This window comes from Burkholderia sp. Ax-1719 (assembly GCF_011753055.1).
Lineage (GTDB): Bacteria > Pseudomonadota > Gammaproteobacteria > Burkholderiales > Burkholderiaceae > Paraburkholderia.
This window is the reverse complement of sequence record NZ_VWWJ01000002.1, coordinates 200,364-218,267: the sequence shown is the minus strand read 5'-3', so window position 1 is coordinate 218,267 and position 17,904 is coordinate 200,364. Positions and strand designations below refer to the sequence as shown.

The window sequence follows — 17,904 nt, the reverse complement described above, 5'->3', positions numbered from 1 at the left end:
CCACACGACATGCGCAAACTTTACGTAGCAATCGGCGCGGCCGTGGTGGTCGTCGGCGGCCTGTGGGCCGGCAGCCTCACGAAGCCGTCGCTGAGCATCGACGCCCAGGCGATGACCGCGCCGGGCAACGCCTCACACGGCGAATATCTGGCGCGCGCGGGCGACTGCATGGCCTGCCACACGTCGAAGGGCGGCGCGCCGTTCGCGGGCGGCGTGCCACTGGCCACGCCGCTCGGCGCGGTCTATTCGACCAATATCACGCCGGATAAAACGCACGGTATCGGCAACTGGAGCTTCGAGGACTTCGCGCTGGCCATGCGCGAAGGCGTGACGCCCGACGGTCGCCATCTGTATCCGGCGATGCCCTACACGGCCTATACCAAGGTCAGCGACAGCGATCTGCGCGACCTCTACGCGTACTTCACCACGCGCGTGAGCGCTTCGACGCAGCCGAACGAAGCTGCGGATATTCCGTGGCCGCTCAATGCGCGCTGGCCGCTCGCGTACTGGAATCGCCTGTTCCATCAGGACACGCGCTTCAAGACCGACGACGCGCACAGTGTCGAATGGAATCGCGGCGCGTATCTGGTGCAGGGCCTCGCGCACTGCGGCACCTGCCATACGCCGCGCGGTGTGGGCTTCCAGGAAGTCGATCTGGACGGCAACAGTGCGCGCTTTTTGTCGGGCGCACGCATCGACGGCAGTTCGCCTGTCAATCTGCGCGGCGACAAGGGCACGGGTCTCGGCGAATGGAACGAAGCCGATATCGCCGAGCTGCTGAAGACGGGCCGCACGGCGCGTTCGGCAGTCACGGGCCCGATGGGCGAAGTGGTCGAGCACAGCACGCAGTATCTGAGCGATGCTGACTTGCATGCGATCGCGGTGTATCTGAAGAGCCTCACGCCGCTTTCGAACGACGCCGCTGCGCCCGCCTACAAGGCCGACGACGCCACGCTTACGACCATCATGACGGGTCACGCCAACGACGTCGGCGCGCGCATCTATATCGATAGCTGCGCGGCCTGCCATCGTCAGAACGGCGAGGGCGCGGCGCGCGTGTTTCCGTCGCTGGCGAATAATCCGTCCGTGCTCGCGGAGCATCCGGATTCGTTGATTGCGGTGATTCTGGCGGGTTCGCGTCTGCCGTCGACGGCTTCGGCGCCCGCGCCGCTGGCGATGCCGCCGTTCGCGTGGCGCTATGACGATGACGAAATCGCGCAACTGGCGACGTTTGTACGTTCGGCGTGGGGCAATGATGCAGCCGCAGTGTCCGCCACCGATGTGAAGCGCGTGCGCGCTCAGATGGGGATTGAGGCGAAGCGGTAATCCGCTGAGGGAGGGAATGGCTAAATGGTTTCGGCTGTTCCCTCCTCGATGTGCGTTTGAGTTATGGGATTTTTGCTTTCAGACGTTCTAGCCAGTTTGGTGGGATGTTGATATAGCCAGTGCCTGAGCCATCGCCCTCCCCTCTTCTGAAGATGACTGAACGCTCGTCTGGCGAGAACTCCGGCAATCGGCTGTCCACGGAATCAAAGTCCGTTCGCGCGAGGAGCACGCCGCGGCGAGCATCGTAAAGTCGCCCCACGTAGAAGACGACGTTACCGTCAACGCCTGTCGCGCACGACTGTGCTCGATATAGGCCACTCGGCGAGGTCACCTCATAACATTCGTGTGCGTTTGCACGTGATCGCGCCTCGCGAATGTATTGAACTATGCTAAATGCGGCGATCACGAAAACAAGTATGATCAAGAGCCGCTGACGGCCGCTAATCGCCATTTCTTCACCCTCATATTTGCATCCGCATAGCCTGTTCAGGGAATTCGAGCTCGCAGACGCTCCTGCCAATCAGGCGGAATGTGAATCTCCCCGGAATCGCCTGAACCGCGAAACACGATCGCACTTTCATCCGGCATAAATTCGGGGTCGCCGCCGTCCATCGAATCGAAGTCCGTTCGCGCGAGGAGTTTGCCGCTGTGTGCGTCGTAGAGCTTTCCCACGTAGAAGAAGACGTTGCCGTCAACCCTTGTCACGCACGACCGTGCTCGATATAGCCCGCTCGGCGATGCTACGTCAATACATTCATGCGCAAAGACCCGCGCACGTGCATCGAGAATGTAATCGATCATGTTGAATCCAGTGACCGCGACAGCAAATGCGATCAAAAGATTTCGACCGCTACCCCTCACTTCCCCACCCGGAAGCTGATCGGATTTATATTGATGATCCGATAGTCGGAGAACAAAATCATATCTCCGCCCGCATTGTGGGCGTCCTGCCAACTACGAAAATCTCTATTATGAACCGGCCAGAAGGTGCGCCCATATGGCCCTTCCGGCTTGATAGCGTACTGACTCCAACCGCCCCAGTTTTCCTGTTGTGCAATATACCCCTCCGGAACCAGACAAATACCGTCTTTATTCCAGTGTCCTAGATATTGCGATCCGCCCTCCTTCGGGTTATCAAAATAAGAGTAAGGATTTTTTACGTAAATCGCTACCTTTGTAATTTCTGCGTCGACACCTCGTAGCAACCTTTGTTTGAACCGCACTTCCGCTACGGCTGCATACAGCGCAAATCCACCCAGCGCTCCTGCGAGATCATCAGGTTTTCCATGATGAAGGGCCGCCCCAAAGAATTGGGCGGCTTTTTGCATTGCGGATGTATCGATCCTTGCAAGCTGGAATTGAAATTTATTGTGCAGTTCCTGAATGTTCCCATTCGTCAGATCCAGAGTATCAATGACCTGGCGTCCACGGTATGGAGAGATGGCGCTGTATATACTCGCCAGATTGCCTGAATATAGATATTTAGTGTCCTGCAATTTTTGTAGCCCCGCATGTGAACGAGGAAACGAAAGAACCCAATCGAGCTTGATTGTGTGTGTATCGAAGCGATCATCTGGATACTTACCTGTCCGCCCATCAGAACTAATCCCAAACGACTTCTGATGGTCATCCAAAGCCTGATTCTTCGGCGCGTACGCAAACCACTTCTTGAGCAACGCCGCCGACACATGCCAGCCCATTTTCGACATTGCAGCGGGAATGTCGGTGATTTCGAACTGATCTGGGGTAACGAGATATCGCGCGTCCCTCGCGACACCCGGATTGTGTCCAACCTCATCACTGACGGCGACGACATTCCCCGACTGCTTTCGCCACTCCTCGTCGCGCGGCGTGTAGACAAATAACTCTTGCGCGCTCATACCCCTAGCCCCGTGATAGAAAATTCCATCTTTACTATCACGGAGACCGCAATCGGTTTTGAAAAGAACCATCAACCCTGATCCAGACACGCACCTGAATTTAAATTACTGAATCAGCCAGGTGCGCAACGAATCGTATTATTTCCCCGCAATAAATCAATCAAGCCCACTCATAAACACCTTGATCTCATCAAGCAACCACTCCCGCAGCGCGCCCACCTTGTAATCATCGCGACTCCCAATGCGATAAACGAGATCATGCCCGCGCTCCGACTTCAGCCGAATCTGCGGAAATGGCGCCACCAACCTCCCCGCCGCAATATCATCGGCAACAATCACGCTACGCCCGAGCGCCACACCCTCACCCCGAATCGCCGCTTCAATCGCAAGACTCCCGTGACTATAAGTAGGCCCGCGATCGCTACGCACGCGCTCCACGCCCGCCAGCGCGAACCACTGCTCCCAGTTCGCCAGCATCCCGCCTTCATGCAGCAACGTGCAGCCCGCGAGATTCGTCGCCGACTTCAAGCCGCGCATTTTCTCGCGATAAGCAGGACTGCAAACCGGCGTCACCGTTTCTTCCAGAATGCGTTCCGCCAGCAGGCGCGGATAACGCCCGCTGCCATAGCGAATCGCAACATCCGCTTCGCCTTCGTTCAAATCGATGAATTTATCGGTGACGTCGAGATGAACGTCGAGATCTGGAAAGCGCGTCTTGAAGCGATGCAAGCGCGGTGCGAGCCATTTATTGGCGAATGACACGCTCGCGTTGATCTTGAAGCGCTCGACGCCATCGTGACCGCGCACGCGGTCGGCCTCTTTCGTGAGTTCGCCCAGCATGCGCGTGACGGCCAGCAGAAACTCCGCGCCCGCTTCGGTCAACACAATGCGGCGCGTCAGACGCTGGAACAGTGGTACACCCAGATCTTCTTCGAGTGTCTTGATATGCCGACTGACCGCGCCGTGCGTGACATGCAATTCCTGCGCGGCCAGCGTCATGCTCAGATGCCGCCCAGTGGCCTCGAAGGCGCGCAGCGTTTGGAGTGGAGGAAGCCGGTCGAACACTGTCGGATCACGTGTGAGTTTAACTCACACATTATATGACGATAAATGGTTTGTCAGCCTTGAGCCCGATGCCCAATATGAACGCACAGCCTCACTCTTTGCCGTTCGACCATCATGGATCTCCTGCTTTTCAAGCTTTTCGTCACGCCTTTGTTGCTGTTGCTTGCTTCGCTCGCGGTTCGCCGTTGGGGCGAAGCGGTCGGTGGTTTGCTGGTCGGCATGCCACTGACTTCAGGGCCGGTTTCGGTCTTTCTCGCGCTGGAACATGGTCCGGCGTTCGCCACCCAGGCCACGGCGGGCTCGCTCGTCGCGACCATCGCGCAAGTGGCCTTCTGCGTGATCTATTGCCGCCTGGCCGCTTCCGGATGGCGGCTCGCCTTGACCGGTGCGGCGGCTGCGTTCGTAGTCGTGGCAGCGCTGTTGCAATGGAGCGGGCTGCCGGAAATGTTGCTGTTCCTGGTCGCGCTGATCGCCATTACGTTCGCACTGAACGTCATGCCCAATCCCGCAGCGACAAGCACGAAGATCGACGCGCCCTGGTGGGACCTGCCTTTGCGCATGGTGCTGATTGCCGGTCTCATCGTGAGCGTGACGCTGATCGCGCCGTACGTGGGCGCACGTGCGGCTGGCGTGATCGCATCGTTTCCGTTCATGGCCATCATCCTCGCAGTATTTGCCCATCGTTCGAGCGGCGCGGCAGCCGCCCAGCAGGTGATGCGCGGCATGGCGACGGGTCTGCTCGGTTTCGCGGCGTTCTTCTTCGTGCTCAGTCTGCTGCTCACGCGTACGCATCTGGTGGTTGCCTACAGCAGCGCGATTTTCTGCACGCTCGCGATCCAGGCGCTGTCGTTCTATCGCATGCGCATGCCGGACGCGCTGCCGGTGGAGTGAGCGCGGCGCTTCTATAATCGGAAGCCCAGCCTCCATCCCACCCGCACCCAACAGGATCGCCGCATGTATATCGCCATGAATCGCTTCAAGGTTGCCCTCGGTTCGGAAGCCGCGTTCGAGGAAGTCTGGACGAGCCGCGACACGCATCTCAAGGAAGTGCCCGGCTTCGTCGAGTTTCATCTGCTCAAAGGTCCGCAACGCGAGGATCACGTGCTCTACGCCAGCCACACGATCTGGGCGAACCACGCCGCCTTCGAGGCCTGGACGCGCTCCGACGCCTTCCGCGCCGCGCACCGTAACGCCGGCAACGCCGGGCAAAGCCGTCCGCTTTATCTGAGCCATCCTGAATTCGAGGGCTTCGAGGTCGTCCAGACCGTCAGTTGATCGTCGACTGACTCTTCGCCGTAGCGAAAACTGCACGCGCGCCACGCCAAACCTACACGGCGCGCGGCGCGCGACTCCATCCCGTCACTACGCGCGGCGCTTGCGCCGCTTCGTCATAATCCGCGAACGCCTTGCGCCACAGGCGTCTCGCCGCGCTGCAACATCGCACCTCTCGCATCGCCTCTTGCGTCGCGCTCTCTGGCCCGGACCTTGCTAACCATCATGGGAGGCTAAGCCGGGCCGCTGCCGCGCCACCCGCTTCGCCTCCCACGCGTTGTCCCGCATCCGCATCGTCTGCATCAAGCGTTCTTCACCTGCACTCACCGGGGGAGTCACCTTGTCGCCCAACGTTCTCAACGTTTTGATGGTCGCCGCCGAAGCCGCACCGCTCGCCAAGAGCGGCGGTCTCGGCGATATGGTCAGTTCGCAGTCGATGGCGCTACGCCGCCGCGGCGTCGATGTGTCGATTCTGTTGCCGGGCTACGAGTGTGCGTTCGAGCGCGTGATCGCGCCCACGCCGCTCGGCTATATCCGCGATCTGCCGGGCGGCGATGCCCGGCTGTGGCGCGCCGCCATGCCGGATTCCGACGTACCGGTCCTGCTGCTGCAGATGGACCATCTGTTCGCCGGGCGCGGCAGCGGGCTCTATCAGGACGAAGGCGGGCGCGACTATATCGACAACTTCGCACGCTTCGCCTCGCTCTCGGCGGCGGCGGCGCGCATCGCCATTGGCGTGCGCGGCGTGAAGCGCCCGCGCATCGTGCATGCGCACGACTGGCATGCGGGCCTCACGCCGCTCCTGATGAAGCTCGCAGGCGCTTCGGCGCGCAGCGTGTTCACGATCCACAACCTCGCGTTCCAGGGCAACTATCCGCTTGGGCTCGCGCCTTATGCGGGCATCCCGTCCGAACTGCTGGCGCCCGCGCCGCGCGAGCCGCGCAGCATCGAGTTCTACGACACGCTCAGTTTCATGAAAGCGGCCATCGTCCATGCCGACGGACTGAACGCGGTGAGCGAGCGCTATGCGCGAGAGATCCTCACGCCGCATTTCGGCAACCGCATGGAAGGCGTGCTGGCCGAGCATGCGCACAAGCTCACGGGCATCGTGAACGGCATCGACGATGCGCTCTGGAATCCCCAGAATGACGCCCTGATCGCCCAGCCCTACGGCCCCGACGATCTCGCCGGTAAGCATGCCTGCAAGAAGGCGCTGCAGCAAAGCTATGGACTGCAAATCGATCCGTTTGCGCCGCTGGTGGCCATCGGCAGCCGCCTGAGCACACAAAAGCTCGCCGATGTGGTCTGCGAGGCGCTACCCGCCGCGCTCGCGCGCTGGCCGCGCGTGCAGTTCGCGGTGCTTGGCCAGGGCGACGCCGGCATCGAAGAGGCCCTGCGCAAGCTCGCCGCCGCGTGGCCGGGACGGCTGGGCGTGCATATCGGCTATGACGAAACGCGCGCGCATCGCCTGCATGCGGGCGCGGACATTCTGCTGCACGCCAGCCGCTTCGAGCCGTGCGGCCTCACGCAACTCTATGCGATGCGTTACGGCACGATTCCGGTCGCATCGCGCGTGGGCGGCCTTGCGGACACCATCGCCGATTGCACGCCATCCACTCACGCCCACACGGTTGGGCACGCCACCGGCTTTCTCTTCGACGGCGAACGCGCGAGCGACATCTTCCACGCCCTCGGCCGCGCCTTCGATGCCTTCGCGCATCCTCAAGCGTGGCGCGTGCTCCAGCGCAACGCGATGCAGCGCGATTCGAGCTGGGACGCGCCCGCCGCGCGCTATCACGATCTGTATCGCGCGCTAGCCGGCGTTCAAAACGCGCCGCCCGTACGCGCACCCCGACACGCGAATGCGGCTCCGCAGGCGCGCCGCACGAGCACGGCGCAACGCCACCGCCGCGCACTCGCCGATCTACGGCGCAGCGCCTGAACCACACTGCATCCACGCCGATCGAGACTGTCACAACACGCCCCGATCCAGCCACTGCGAGAAACCATGAGCAAAAAGACCGCTACCCGCATCGCCGAAGGCCAGCCGTTTCCGCATGGCGCAACCTGGACCGGGCGTGGTGTGAATTTCGCGCTGTTCTCAGCGAACGCGACCAAAGTCGAGCTCTGTCTGTTCGACAAGACCGGCCTTCGCGAGCTCGAACGCATCGAGTTGCCCGAATACACCGACGAGATTTTCCACGTCTTCCTGCCCGATCTCGAACCGGGCGCGATCTATGGCTACCGCGTGCACGGCCCTTACGAACCCGACGCCGGCCATCGCTTCAACCCCAACAAACTGCTGCTCGACCCGTACGCCAAAGCGCACGTCGGTGCGCTCAAGTGGCACCCTGCCGTGTTCGGCTACACACTCGACAGCCCCGACGCCGATCTCTCCTTCGACACGCGTGACAGCGCGCGCTACGTGCCGCGCTGCCGCGTAGTCGACCAGACCTTCAGCTGGCACCATCCCTTGCGCGAGCGCGTGTCGCGCGAACGCGCGATCGTCTACGAAACGCACGTTCGCGGCTACACGATCCGCCATCCCGATGTGCCCGAAGAAGAGCGCGGCACCTTCGCGGGCATGGCCAATTCGAAGGTGCTCGACTACATACGCGGGCTGGGCGTAACTTCGGTCGAATTGATGCCCGTGCATACCTTCGTGAACGATTCGTATCTGCTGGAGCGCGGCCTCACCAACTACTGGGGCTACAACACCATCGGCTTCTTCGCGCCCGATCCGCGCTATTCGGTGGGCGAACATGGTTCGATCGACGAATTCAAGAACATGGTGGACCGCCTGCATCAGGCAGGGCTCGAAGTGATCCTCGACGTGGTCTACAACCACACCGCCGAGGGCAGCGAACTGGGGCCGACGCTTTCGTTTCGCGGCATCGACAACGCCTCGTATTACCGCCTCGTCGCCGATAACCCGCGCTATCACATCAACGACACCGGCACCGGCAACACGCTCAACCTTTCGCATCCGCGCGTGCTGCAGATGGTGACGGACAGCCTGCGTTACTGGGTGATCGAAATGGGCGTCGACGGCTTCCGTTTCGATCTGGCCACCATTCTGGGCCGCGAGCCTTACGGCTTCGACGAAGGCGGCGGTTTTCTCGACAGTTGCCGCCAGGACCCGATTCTCGCCAGCGTGAAGCTGATCGCCGAGCCATGGGACTGCGGCCCCGGTGGCTACCAGGTAGGCGGCTTCCCGCCGGGATGGGCCGAATGGAACGACCGCTTCCGCGACACCGTGCGCGGCTGGTGGAAAGGCGACGAAGGCCAGGCCGCCGATCTCGCGACGCGGCTTGCCGGTTCAGGCGACAAATTCAACCGGCGCGGACGCAGGCCGTGGTCGAGCGTGAACTTCGTCACCGCGCACGATGGCTTCACGCTGCACGATCTGGTCTCGTACAACGAGCGCCATAACGAAGCCAATGGCGAAGAAAACCGCGACGGCCATTCGGACAATCTCTCGTGGAATTGCGGCGCGGAAGGCCCGACCGACAACGCCGACATCCGCGCCTTGCGCGAGCGGCAGAAGCGCAACTTCCTGGCCACGCTGCTACTCTCTCAAGGCACGCCGATGCTGCTTGCGGGCGACGAGTTTGGCCGCACGCAGCGCGGCAATAACAACGCCTATTGCCAGGACAACGAGATCAGCTGGTTCGACTGGGACGGCATCGACGAAGACGGCCACGCGCTTGCCGATTTCGTGCGCAAGCTCACGACGTTGCGCCATGCGCTGCCGGTGCTGCGCCGCAATCGCTTCCTCACCGGCGAGCATAACGCCACGCTCGACGTCACCGACGTCGAATGGCTCTCGCCCGCTGGCGTGCCGCTCACCGGCGACCAATGGGGCGATGCGCAGATGCGATGCTTCGGCATGCTGATCGATGGGCGATCACAGACGAGTGGCATCATGCGCCTCGCCTCGGATGCGACCATGCTGATCGTGCTCAACGCCTATCACGACGTGGTGGAATTCACGCTGCCGTCGGTGCCCGGCAACGATCAATGGAGTTGCCTGATCGACACCAATATGCCGGTGCGCGACGAGCTGCCGGAATTCGAAGCCGGCGATATCTATCAGGTGACGGGCCGCTCGCTGCTGCTGTTCGCGCTGCATGCACGCGGCGCGACGCAACGGGTGTTCGAGCGGCTGGAGGAGAATCTGACGGGTTGAGGTACGGCATTCACCTGCGCTCCGAAATCGCGGCACGTAAATTGCTGCTCGCCTCCAGACGCGCGCGCCGCCACGGTGCGCAACCCCACCAGCATTGCGGGACGCGCCCTCGCAACGTCCCCCACGGAGCCTTCATGACCCAACCGGCGCCGCCCAGCGCGCAGGCCTCACACATGGACTGTGCCAGCGAGCCGATCCACATCCCCGGCAGCATCCAGCCGCACGGGTATCTGATCAGCCTCGACGAAAACGGCCGCATCGTGCAGTTGAGCGCGAATGCCGGCGCACTCGCGGGCACTCGCGCCAACGCCCTGCTCGGCGAGCCGCTTGCGCGCCTGATCGGTGAATACGCAGCGCAGGCCACGCTCGCCGCGCTCGCTGAGCCAGGTTCGGACGGCACGCCGCGTCTGGTCGGCACCATCGCCGATCCACGCGACAAGCGCGGCACAGAGAGCATCGCGAACGAAACTGGCGCCGCCGCCACTCACCCGCCGCTCGCCATCGTCGTGCATCGCTACAACGGCGTCTCCATTGTCGAGCTCGAACCCGCGCTGGGGACCGCCGACGTGTTCTCGTCGCTCTATCCGCTCGTGCGCACGTTCTTGCGCGGCCTGCAGGAAAGCGCGAGCGTCGACGACCTCGCACAGCTGGCCGCCACCGAGGTCAAGCGCATCACCGGCTTCGGCCGCACGCTGGTCTATAGCTTCGACGACGACGGCAACGGTCACGTGATCGCCGAGGCCATCGACCCGGATTACGCCTCCTATCTCGACCAGCATTTTCCGGCTGCGGATATCCCGGCCCAGGCGCGCGCGCTTTATGTGCACAACCGCATCCGCCTGATCGCCGACGCCGATTACGCGAGCGTGCCGCTGGTTCCCCCGCTGCATCCGGCCACGGGCCGCCCGACCGATCTCACGTGGGCGTCGCTGCGCAGCGTTTCGCCGGTGCATGTGCAGTACATGAAGAACATGGGCACGTGGTCGTCCATGTCGATGTCGATCGTGGTGCGCGGGCGGCTCTGGGGCCTGATTTCCTGCCATCACGCCAGCGCGCGCCTGCCCGCCTTCGAGGTACGCGCCGCCTGCGAGCACATTGCGCAGATGCTGTCGCTGCAGATCGAAGCGCGCGAGGACCGCACCCAGGCCGAATACCGGCTCGAACTGCGACGTCGTCTCTCGCGCCTGCTCGCGGCCATGGCCAACAGCGAGCATTTCGTGAGCGCGCTCTGCGACGAACCGCTCGATCTATTGGGCCTCGCCAACGCGGCGGGCGCGGCCATCGTATTCGACGGGCGCATCGTCACGGTCGGCACGACGCCCGACACCGCGCAGATCGAGCAGATCCTCACCTGGCTCGACGGCCAGAGCGGCGAGATCATTGCCGCCGACCAGTTCGCCGATGCGGCAGGCATGCCCTTTCATCATGACGCCGCCGGCATGCTCGCGCTATCGATCTCGCGACTCTTTCGCAATTACGTGATCTGGTTCCGCCCGGAAGTTGTGCGCGCACTGAAATGGGCAGGCAATCCGCGCGAGAAACTGGCCACACAGGCCAGTTCGCTGTCGCCGCGTGCGAGTTTCGAGGTCTGGACCGAGGTGGTGCGCGAGCGCTCGCTGTCCTGGCATCCCGCCGAGCAGGAAATCGCGCTGGAGTTTCGCGCCGCGCTGCTCGACATCGTGTTGCGCCGCGCCGAAGAACTCGCGCAACTCGCGCTCGAACTCGGCCGCGCGAACGAAGAGCTCGAAGGTTTTTCATACACGGTCTCGCACGATCTGCGCGCGCCGCTGCGTCATATCGCCGGATTCGCCGATCTGCTCGCGCAAAACGAAGGCGCGAATCTTTCGACGCGCGGCAAGCATTTTGTCGAACGCATTGCGGATTCGGCGCGCTTTGGCGGCAAGCTCGTGGACGATCTGCTGGCGTTCTCGCAGATGGGCCGCGCCGCGCTCCACAAGCAGCGCGTGGATATGAACCGGCTCGTGGGCGAACTCGTGGCGGATCAGCGGCGCGATCACCCGCAACGCGTGATCGAATGGCGCGTCGATCCGTTGCTCGCACTCACGGTAGACCCGGTGCTGATGCATGTGGTGCTGCGCAATCTGATCGACAACGCGGTGAAGTTCACGCGCAACCACGCGAATGCGGACGACCCTGCGATAATCGAAATCGGCTGCCACGCTGGCGAAACCGACACGCCGCTGGCAGACCACGATATCGTGTTCGTGCGCGATAACGGCGTGGGTTTCGACGCGCGCTACGTCGGCAAGCTGTTCGGCGTGTTCCAGCGTCTGCATCGCTTCGAGGATTTCGAAGGCACGGGCATTGGCCTCGCGAGCGTCAAGCGCATTGTCGAGCGTCACGGCGGCCAGGCATGGGCCGACGGCAAACTCGATGTGGGCACAACGGTCTCGTTCGCGATTCCACGCGCCCCCGCAGTGCCGTCTGCGCAGAATGGCGCGCTCAATGGCGAATCGGCCGCAGCGGCCGTAGCGCGTCTGGCCTCGGTGTCGCCCGATACGCAGCCGTTCAGGAATGTGCGCAAACCCGAATGATGTTCAGGACTTTATGTTTTTACGCGCCTGTGCGCGGTAGAGGAAGGAAAGCGTCGTGTTAAGACCCATCTTGCTGGTGGAAGACAATCCCAACGATATCGAGCTGACGTTGATCGCGCTCGAAAAGGCCCGGCTCGCGAATCCCGTGGTGGCCTTGCGTGACGGCGCGGAAGCGCTCGATTATCTGCGTCGCGAAGGCCAATGGGCCGATCGCCCCGATGAAAACCCCGCCGTGATCCTGCTCGACAAGAAGCTGCCCAAGCTCGACGGTCACGAAGTCCTCAAGGTCGTACGCGAAGACGAACGGCTGCGGCGCGTGCCGATTGTCATGCTGACGTCGTCGCGCGAGGAAAAAGACCTGCTGCGCAGCTACGATCTGGGCGTGAACGCCTATGTGGTGAAGCCCGTGGAGTTCGACGACTTCATGGATGCGATCAACGATCTGGGCGTGTTCTGGGCCGTGCTCAACGAGCCGCCGCCGTATAGCCGATAGAAGCAGCCGATAAATTCAGCCGCTAAACGGTCGACAAACCGGCCCCACGCGTGTCAAAGCTCGCTGTGTTTTCTGGCATTGCCGCGCGCCTTGTCGACGGGATAGCGCGTCTCGTTCACGCGCACCTTGTCGGCGGCCGCCTTCACGAGATCGAAACCCGCCGTGTGCGCCACCAGCAGCAGATAAATAAAGACATCGGCACATTCCTGTTCGAGGTGCGCGCGACCTTGCGCGTCAGCGAGCATCGCGGCGATCTGCGCATCGTCTTTCCACTGGATCGTTTCGAGCAATTCGCCCGCCTCGATGCTGGTCGAGACGATCAGGTTGCGAAGCGTATGAAACTGCTGCCAGTCGCGCGCTTCGCGAAACGCGAGCACTTGCTGCATCAGCGCGTCGAGCGGCGTAGTTTTAGAGGAATCGGTCATGGCAATCTGCGTGAGGGCAATGACCGGATTGTAGCGTCAGCGCGCGGCCCTATCCGCAGTCCTACCCGCGGCCCTATCGATAACGCGGCAGGCTCACGTGAAAGGTCGCGCCCTGTCCTTCGCCTGCGCTTTCGGCCCAGATCGAGCCGCCATGCAGGCGCACGATGCTGCGCGCGAGCCATAGACCGAGCCCCAGACCCGACGCGCGCCCACTGCCGTTCGCCTGATAAAAGCGCTCGAAAATGCGCTCCAGCACATCGGGCGCGATACCGCGTCCCGAATCGCGCACGCTCAATTGCGCCGCACCCGCCTGCCCCGAGGCCGCGCGAGTGGCGCGCACGCTTACGACAATCTCGCCTGCCTCGCTGAACTTGAGCGCATTGGTCATGAGATTCCAGATCACCTGGCGCAGGCGTTTTTCGTCGGCCATGACGATGCACGAATCCAGCTCATCGGCGACGAGGCGCACGCCCTTTTCCTCGATGCGCATGCGCATGTCTTCGGCGATATTGCCCGCCAGCGCGCCCAGATCGACAGGCGCAAGCTCGATGGAGAGCTTGCCCGTGGCGATCGCGCCGCTATCGAGCAGATCGTCGACCATCAGCGCAAGCTGGCGCGCGTTACGCTCGATCACTGTGCCCGCGCGCGCCATATGCGCGAGGTCGCCGGAACGTTGCAACAGTGTCGCCCACGACTGGATCGCGCCCAGCGGCGAACGCAATTCGTGACTCACAGCGGCAACGAAATGATCCATGGCGCGCGTGGCCTCTTCGCTGCGCTCGCGCGCGGCGCGTTCGGCCACGGCCGCCGCCTGATGCTCCAGCTCCGATTCCTTGCGCATGGAGATATCGAGCGCCAGACCGATGATGGACGACGCACTACCCGCGTCGGCACCCGACGCATCGCCGCCACGCGGACGCGCCGCGCGCAGCAGCACCCAGCGCCGTTCGCGGTTGGGCCAGGTCACACGGAAGTCGACTTCAACGGGTGCGTCGGCGAAACGCGCGGCGTCGAAGGCGTAACGCACGCGCTCGCGATACTCCACATCGATCAGCTCTCCGAATAATCTCGATTCGGTGATGGTCGCCGCAGCCGGCAAACCCAGCAGCATCTTGAACTGGTCGTTGCAGGTGAACATGCCGGTCTGCGTTTGCAGTTCCCACGCGCCGACGCGCGCGAACGCCAGCGCGTGCTGCAACTGTTCCTGTTGCAGACGCAACTGTTCGTTGGCCTCTTCCATCAGCACCTGGCGCAGACGCGCCTGTGAGCGCAGCTTGGCGCGCTCGCGTTGTTCGCGCGCCTCGTCCTCCATGCGCTCGGTGATGTCGTGCACGCACAGGCCGTAGAGACGCTCGCCGCGCCCGGTGCCCATCAGCGTGACGCGCGCCTGCCAGTAGCGCGGCACCAGCGGGCCGGCGTCGCCGTCGGCAAGGTCGTAACGGATCGGCGGCCCGAGGCGGCTTTCGCCGGGCACGCCGTCGCCCAGCATCGTGTCGAGCCACAAACGCCGCGCCTCGCGCTGCGCCGCCGAGCCCGCCTGGTTGATCTCGTAGATGGAACGCCCGACCACGGCGGCGCGATCGCTCGACACCAGCGCGAGATAGGCGCGATTCGCGGCCACCACCTGCATGTCGGCGTCCAGCACCAGCCAGGCGTCGGGCAGCGCCTCGAAAATTTCGCCGACGTCGACGCCGGGCGCGGGTTCGCCCGAAGCAGCGGCTCCGGAAGCCGGCAGGTCTGACAAAGGCTCGTACATGATGTCGCCGATGAGACTAGCGCCGCCAGCGCTCAGGCCGTGACGGCGCGCGCCGCAGCGACCTCGGCGGGTGCGGACGCAGGCAGCAGTGCGATCAGTCGGTCGAACGCGGCGCGCGCGCCCGCACAGGCGAGATCGACGTCGCGCGGCGTATGCACCGCATGGCGCATCGCCGCGACAAAGGCATGCCAGCGCGGGCCGGGCGCGTTACCGTCGCCGCTCAGATAGTCGAGCGGATGCGGCGCGAACGCACCCGCGTAGCGGCGCAGCAGGACCGCGCCGCCCAGTTGCGAGCCTTCGACGACATAGCAGGCGCCCCAGCGCCACGCCGCGCCGGCTTCGAGTGGCGCGAGCGGCTGCGATGCCGCAACGGCAGGCGCGCCGTCCATGCCCTGCATCGCCTGCAAGGCCGGATGCGCGAGATCGCGCTCGATCAGCGCCAGACGCGCCAGTGGCGGCAACAAAGCGGGGTCCTGCGGGCCATCGGAGAACCGCTGCAACCAGGCGTCGAGCGGTGCGAGCCAGGCGTGCAACACCCGCAGATGCTGCTGGTAATCGACGAGAGTAGGAGTGGCGACGGCGAGCGGCATGGCGCGCTCGGCGCTCTCGTGGCGCGACGCGGTGGCAAGGCGCAAAGCGCCGAGGACGTCGACGAACGAGGATTCGGCTGCGGATCGAAGTGCGGTCACGGGTCGGGTCCGGGTAGGCAAACGTGCAAACGTACGTGCGTTAAAACAGGGCCGCGAGCGCGCACTCATGGCGCGCGACGCGTTTCTCTGGTCCGGTTTGCATTGTCGATGCAGATAAAGGCGAACGGTGCGCTCTGCTCAGCGACGACTCGCGGAATCAGGGCATTATCGCGTCCAGGCGGGAATTACGCACGGCGGCAAGCGAAATTTGCGCTGCCGCGTCGGCTAAACCTGCTGCAAAGCCGCGATCAGACCATTGCGGCGGGTAGCAGCAGATTCCGTTCCCGGACCTTGCGTCCGGGTTGTCACACCTGCCAGGAGCCGGCCGCTACTGTGCAGCGACCGCCGCGCGCGAAGCTTGACGCGCCAGCCGCCAGGTATTGCGCCCCGCGCGCTTGGCCTCGTACATCGCGGCATCGGCCAGCGCCAGCGGTTCGTCGGGCCGCACGCCGCCCTCATCCGCGCCATGCAGCGCCACGCCCACGCTCGCGCTGCATTCGATCACCTGGCCGCCCGCCACGAAAGGCCGCGCGAGCGCCTGGCAGACCGCCTGGGCGATGCGCTCCGCACTCGACGCCGCGCTCGATGCCGCATTCGACGCCGCACTTGCAACACTTGCCGCCTCGTTCACGCCACGGCTCACCACTACGAACTCGTCGCCGCCCAGACGGCTCACGAAATCGCCCGCGCGCACCGTCGACGTGAGCCGCTGCGCCACCTCGCGCAGCAGCGCGTCGCCGGTATCGTGCCCATAGCGGTCGTTGATGCCCTTGAATCCGTCGAGATCGATAAAGGACAGGGCAAACGGGCTTGCTTCGGCTAGCGTCGCCCGCAATTCTTCTTCAAGCGCGCGCCGGTTCGCCAGCCCCGTGAGCGGGTCGATCAGCGCGTTTTCGCGCAGCTCGCGTTCGGTGCGGCGCTGTTCGGTGACATCGTGAGAGACGACGTAGAAGCCCGTCACCTTGCCTTCGCGCTCGGCGGGAATATAGGTGGTGCACCAGACGCGTTCTTCGTCCGCGCGATAGCGCACCTCGTTGCAGGTCACGCGTTCGCCCGCGAGCGCGCGCGTGAACAGCGGCTGCAACTGCTCGAACAGTTCGGGGCGCAGCGTGTCGCGAATGCTTACGCCCCGCAGCACCGCCGAAGGTTTCGCCAGCACGCGCTTGAAGGTTTCGTTGTTGAACTGATAGCGCAGATCGCGATCCACCGCGGCAATCAGCACGGGCAAGTTGTCCGTGATGGTCTGCAAGGCGTCGCGGCTGCGCCGCAGTTCGGTGGTGCGCTCGCGCACGCGCTCTTCCAGTTCGACGTGATAGTTGCGCAGCGCCTCTTCGCTTTTCTTGCGGCTGTCGATGTCCTGCACCGCGGCGATGAAATGCAGCGGCACGCCGGTGGCGTCGCGCAGCAGCGTCACCGCCAGATTCACCCAGATCGCCGTGCCGTCCGGGCGCACGTAGCGCTTTTCGGTCGTGTAAGTGGTCTGCTTGCCGGCCACCAGTTCCGCCGCGAGCGCGACATCGGAGGCGACATCGGCCGGGTGCGTGACCTCGGCGAAAGTCAGCTTGCGCAGCGTCGCTTCGTCGTAGCCGGTGATTTCGGTGAAAGTAGGATTGACTTCGAGAAAGCGCCCGTCGAGCGCGACCAGCGCATTGCCGATCGGCGTTTCCTTGAAGACGGTCGTGAAGCGGGCCTCGCTGATCGCGAGCGAGCGGCGGTCGCGCTCATGCGCCGTGCGCGAGCGGATCAACTGGCGGCGCACTTCGAGTTCGCGCTCGATCAGCTCGGCGTATTCGGCCAGCGCCTGCGCGTCGCCCGCTTCGAAACTGCGCGGCTGCGTGTCGATAAGGCAAAGCGTGCCGATCACCTGACCGTCCGCGAGCCGCAGCGGCGAACCCGCATAGAAGCGGATAAAGGGCGCGCCCAGCACGAGCGGATTGTCGAGAAAGCGCTCGTCGTCGAGCGAATCTTCCACCACCAGCATGCGTTTGCTGAGCACCGCATGCGCGCAGAACGACATGCTGCGCGGCGTCTCGCAGGCCGCCAGGCCGTGATGCGACTTGAACCACTGCCGGTCTTCGTCGACCAGCGACACCAGCACGATCGGTACGCCGAACGCCCGCGCGGCGAGTCTGGCGACGCGGTCGAACGCTTCTTCCGGCTCGGAATCGAGAATATCCAGACGTTTGAGCGCGCGCAGGCGCAGGTCCTCGTCGAGCGGAAGCGGTGCAGTAATCATTCGGTGATCCAGGCCCTA

Annotated in this window: 14 protein-coding genes; 7 read left to right on the top strand and 7 right to left on the bottom strand. The window is 63.7% G+C overall.

Features of this window, described 5'->3' with window-relative positions; genetic code table 11:
* The first annotated feature begins 9 nt into the window (after nt 1-9).
* The gene (locus F3J17_RS06020; protein WP_167054879.1) at nt 10-1,326 is read left to right on the top strand and encodes a cytochrome c; all 1,317 of its coding nucleotides are present in this window, start codon (nt 10-12) and stop codon (nt 1,324-1,326) included.
* Between the two features lie 486 nt (nt 1,327-1,812).
* Here F3J17_RS06020 and F3J17_RS06015 read toward each other — a convergent pair whose 3' ends face one another.
* The 3 genes from F3J17_RS06015 to gcvA all read right to left on the bottom strand — a co-directional run bounded on the left by F3J17_RS06015 (nt 1,813) and on the right by gcvA (nt 4,271).
* Nucleotides 1,813-2,127, bottom strand: a complete 315-nt coding sequence (locus F3J17_RS06015; RefSeq protein ID WP_167054877.1) for a hypothetical protein — start codon at nt 2,125-2,127, stop codon at nt 1,813-1,815.
* A 56-nt stretch (nt 2,128-2,183) separates the two neighbouring features.
* Nucleotides 2,184-3,206: a DUF6402 family protein gene (locus F3J17_RS06010; protein ID WP_167054876.1), complete on the bottom strand. Its 1,023-nt coding sequence runs from the start codon at nt 3,204-3,206 to the stop codon at nt 2,184-2,186.
* 156 nt (nt 3,207-3,362) lie between these two features.
* Nucleotides 3,363-4,271 (bottom strand): transcriptional regulator GcvA, encoded by a 909-nt coding sequence (gene gcvA, locus F3J17_RS06005; RefSeq protein WP_167054874.1) that lies wholly within the window; start codon nt 4,269-4,271, stop codon nt 3,363-3,365.
* Nucleotides 4,272-4,385: 114 nt separating this feature from the next.
* On the opposite strand from gcvA, the gene F3J17_RS06000 reads away from it, so the two are divergent.
* From F3J17_RS06000 to F3J17_RS05975, 6 genes are all read left to right on the top strand, one after another.
* Nucleotides 4,386-5,162 carry a hypothetical protein gene (locus tag F3J17_RS06000; RefSeq protein ID WP_167054872.1) on the top strand — a complete coding sequence of 259 codons (777 nt, stop codon included), beginning with the start codon at nt 4,386-4,388 and terminating at the stop codon, nt 5,160-5,162.
* A 63-nt stretch (nt 5,163-5,225) separates the two neighbouring features.
* Nucleotides 5,226-5,546: an antibiotic biosynthesis monooxygenase gene (locus F3J17_RS05995; RefSeq protein ID WP_167054870.1), complete on the top strand. Its 321-nt coding sequence runs from the start codon at nt 5,226-5,228 to the stop codon at nt 5,544-5,546.
* Nucleotides 5,547-5,910: 364 nt separating this feature from the next.
* Nucleotides 5,911-7,485: a glycogen synthase GlgA gene (gene glgA, locus F3J17_RS05990; protein WP_167055539.1), complete on the top strand. Its 1,575-nt coding sequence runs from the start codon at nt 5,911-5,913 to the stop codon at nt 7,483-7,485.
* A gap of 66 nt (nt 7,486-7,551) precedes the next feature.
* Nucleotides 7,552-9,732, top strand: coding sequence for a glycogen debranching protein GlgX (gene glgX, locus F3J17_RS05985; protein ID WP_167054869.1), 2,181 nt, complete (start codon nt 7,552-7,554; stop codon nt 9,730-9,732).
* 134 nt (nt 9,733-9,866) lie between these two features.
* Nucleotides 9,867-12,287, top strand: a complete 2,421-nt coding sequence (locus tag F3J17_RS05980; RefSeq protein ID WP_167054867.1) for an ATP-binding protein — start codon at nt 9,867-9,869, stop codon at nt 12,285-12,287.
* A gap of 55 nt (nt 12,288-12,342) precedes the next feature.
* Nucleotides 12,343-12,780 (top strand): response regulator, encoded by a 438-nt coding sequence (locus F3J17_RS05975; RefSeq protein ID WP_167054865.1) that lies wholly within the window; start codon nt 12,343-12,345, stop codon nt 12,778-12,780.
* Between the two features lie 53 nt (nt 12,781-12,833).
* Here the strand turns inward: F3J17_RS05975 and F3J17_RS05970 are convergent, their stop codons facing one another.
* From F3J17_RS05970 to F3J17_RS05955, 4 genes are all read right to left on the bottom strand, one after another.
* Nucleotides 12,834-13,205, bottom strand: a complete 372-nt coding sequence (locus F3J17_RS05970) for a nucleotide pyrophosphohydrolase (RefSeq protein ID WP_167054863.1) — start codon at nt 13,203-13,205, stop codon at nt 12,834-12,836.
* 73 nt (nt 13,206-13,278) lie between these two features.
* Nucleotides 13,279-14,961: an ATP-binding protein gene (locus tag F3J17_RS05965; RefSeq protein ID WP_167054861.1), complete on the bottom strand. Its 1,683-nt coding sequence runs from the start codon at nt 14,959-14,961 to the stop codon at nt 13,279-13,281.
* Nucleotides 14,962-14,993: 32 nt separating this feature from the next.
* Nucleotides 14,994-15,650, bottom strand: a complete 657-nt coding sequence (locus F3J17_RS05960; RefSeq protein WP_345891141.1) for a biliverdin-producing heme oxygenase — start codon at nt 15,648-15,650, stop codon at nt 14,994-14,996.
* A 328-nt stretch (nt 15,651-15,978) separates the two neighbouring features.
* A complete protein-coding gene (locus F3J17_RS05955; RefSeq protein WP_167054857.1) occupies nt 15,979-17,886 on the bottom strand; it encodes a diguanylate cyclase in 1,908 nt (635 codons plus the stop codon).
* Nucleotides 17,887-17,904 lie beyond the last annotated feature (18 nt).

Bases quoted from the DNA above. Each gene is read 5' to 3' on its own strand.
- F3J17_RS06020 (WP_167054879.1), top strand. From the start codon at position 10: ATGCGCAAACTTTACGTAGCAATCGGCGCGGCCGTGGTGGTCGTCGGC.
- F3J17_RS06015 (WP_167054877.1), bottom strand. From the start codon at position 2,127: ATGATCGATTACATTCTCGATGCACGTGCGCGGGTCTTTGCGCATGAA.
- F3J17_RS06010 (WP_167054876.1), bottom strand. From the start codon at position 3,206: ATGAGCGCGCAAGAGTTATTTGTCTACACGCCGCGCGACGAGGAGTGG.
- F3J17_RS06000 (WP_167054872.1), top strand. From the start codon at position 4,386: ATGGATCTCCTGCTTTTCAAGCTTTTCGTCACGCCTTTGTTGCTGTTG.
- F3J17_RS05995 (WP_167054870.1), top strand. From the start codon at position 5,226: ATGTATATCGCCATGAATCGCTTCAAGGTTGCCCTCGGTTCGGAAGCC.
- glgA (WP_167055539.1), top strand. From the start codon at position 5,911: ATGGTCGCCGCCGAAGCCGCACCGCTCGCCAAGAGCGGCGGTCTCGGC.
- glgX (WP_167054869.1), top strand. From the start codon at position 7,552: ATGAGCAAAAAGACCGCTACCCGCATCGCCGAAGGCCAGCCGTTTCCG.
- F3J17_RS05980 (WP_167054867.1), top strand. From the start codon at position 9,867: ATGACCCAACCGGCGCCGCCCAGCGCGCAGGCCTCACACATGGACTGT.
- F3J17_RS05970 (WP_167054863.1), bottom strand. From the start codon at position 13,205: ATGACCGATTCCTCTAAAACTACGCCGCTCGACGCGCTGATGCAGCAA.
- F3J17_RS05965 (WP_167054861.1), bottom strand. From the start codon at position 14,961: ATGTACGAGCCTTTGTCAGACCTGCCGGCTTCCGGAGCCGCTGCTTCG.
- F3J17_RS05955 (WP_167054857.1), bottom strand. From the start codon at position 17,886: ATGATTACTGCACCGCTTCCGCTCGACGAGGACCTGCGCCTGCGCGCG.